We start from the raw sequence: 1744 nt of genomic DNA, 5'->3' as shown, positions 1-1744 counted from the left end.
TCTGACCCGACACCCCCTTTCCGCACGAAGGCCCCGGCTCACGCTTCCCCGTCGTCGGTGTCCTGGTCGCGGTGGGCGAGGTGCTCGTTCTGGTGGCCCGGCGTGTCGGCCGCGCAGGGTCGGAAGCGGGCGAGGTATGCCGGGCTCGGGCCCCGGCGCTCGGTCAGGTGGAGGCCGGCGGCGTCGGCGAGCCGGTGCAGCCGGCCGAAGGGGATCCAGTGCCGGTCGAAGAACTCGCCGATCACCAGCCGCCCGCCCGGTGCCAGCACCCGTGCCGCCTCGCGCAGAACCCGATCCGGTTCGGGGATCTCGCCGAGCGCGGTCACGGCGTATACGGCGTCGAACGTCCCATCGGGGTAGGGCAGTTCACGTGCGTCCGAGCGGGTGGGCCTGATCGTCGCCAGGCCGTCGCGCTCGGCGCGGCGCATCACCTGGTCGAGCATCTCCTGCTGGATGTCGAGCACATCGAGCCGTCCCTGCGGTCCGAGCTGCGGGGCGACGTGCAGTGACTGCAGGCCCGTTCCCGGGCCGATCTCCAGGATCCGCTCCCCCGGGCGCGGTCGCAGTACGGCGTCCATGCGGTCGGCGGTCAGGAACGGCAACGGCAGGTCGAGGAGGCCGCGCTGGGCGTACGGATAGGGCGCCTTGTCGCCCAGCCACCAGGCGGCGGCCAACGCGGCGCCGGCGCCGGCGGCTACCGCCCAGCGGGTCCGGGCCGCGATCGGGGCGACGGGGGCGGTGGTGATGTGGTGCATGGTGTCCTCCGGTGGATCGGTGTGGTCCGTGGAAGGTGGCCGGGCGGTCGGCGTCACGCGTGCCGGCTCAGCGCCCGCAGCGCCAGCCGGCCGCACAGCGCGGCGAGCGGCAGCTCGGCGCCGAGGGCCATGGCGACCGCGGTGGCGAGGTCGCCCCCCGGGGCCGCGGTCATGACGTCGAACCAGGCGTCCACCACGAGCAGCGTCGCGGTCGCGGCGGCTGCCAGGGCGTGCCGCCGGTCGCCGCGGGCGGCGAGGAGGCCGGTGGCGATCAGGCCGAGCGCCTCCAGCGCGTCGAGCCCGACCCAGACGACCGGCCAGTGCGCCACGGTCGCGGTGGCCGGCAGGCCGCCGGCCAGCACGTACAGCCACGGCAGCAGGGTGAGCCCGCAGGCGACCAGCAGCCACCCGGCGCGCCGCGTGCCCCGTGGCGGGCGCGGCTCCTGCGCCTGTTCGTGGAGCGGGATGACCTCGGCGCGGTCCAAGCCCTCGGCACCGGCCAATTCGCCCTTGTACAACTCCAGGTGACGCATCGTCTTCCCCCGCTCCCCGCCGGCTCTCCCTTTCACGTGCTCCAGCCTCCGCCGCACACCAGGGCGCCGTCAGTCACGCAGGGATCCGACCCGGGGTGGAGTTAAGTGCACCCCCGAACCGGGCAGGAGCGTCATGGCACGGGGATGGCCTGCGGCTTTACCGTATGACGCATGCAACTCACCACGTGGCCAAGGCTGGTGCTCGGACGGACGTTCCGCGGGGCGGGACACCGGACCGTGCTCGTCGCCGCCGGCCTGCCGCTCCACCTCGCCGTGGTGCCGTTGTGGCTCTGGCTGCTCGGCACGCTGGCGGCGTTGGTGCCGGTGTTGACGCCGCTGCCCGTGCTGGCCACGCTCGCGGTGACGCCCCTGCTGAGCATGGGGCAGCGGCGGCGCTACCGGGCGCTCGTCGGCAAGGACCTCCCGCGCCCCGCCGTACCCGGGCCGGGACGCGGC

The 1744-nt window shown here is 74.8% G+C and carries 2 protein-coding genes and 1 pseudogene; 1 reads left to right on the top strand and 2 read right to left on the bottom strand.

Going from position 1 to position 1744, the window contains the following annotated elements; genetic code table 11:
- Positions 1–38: 38 nt before the first annotated feature.
- Both AB0O29_RS35620 and AB0O29_RS35615 read right to left on the bottom strand, forming a co-directional pair.
- Positions 39–755 (bottom strand): methyltransferase domain-containing protein, encoded by a 717-nt coding sequence (locus AB0O29_RS35620; RefSeq protein WP_365160503.1) that lies wholly within the window; start codon positions 753–755, stop codon positions 39–41.
- Positions 756–808: 53 nt separating this feature from the next.
- Entirely contained in the window at positions 809–1324 is a 516-nt protein-coding gene (locus AB0O29_RS35615) for a hypothetical protein (RefSeq protein WP_365160500.1), read from the bottom strand.
- A 135-nt stretch (positions 1325–1459) separates the two neighbouring features.
- Between AB0O29_RS35615 and AB0O29_RS35610 the strand changes: the two are divergent.
- A pseudogene (locus tag AB0O29_RS35610) lies at positions 1460–1744 on the top strand (sensor histidine kinase); the annotation flags it as partial.

The organism is Streptomyces sp. NPDC089915 (assembly GCF_040684675.1).
In the GTDB taxonomy this organism is placed as follows: Bacteria; Actinomycetota; Actinomycetes; order Streptomycetales; family Streptomycetaceae; genus Streptomyces.
Note: the sequence above shows the minus strand (reverse complement) of the source record. Positions and strands in the feature narration are given on the sequence as shown.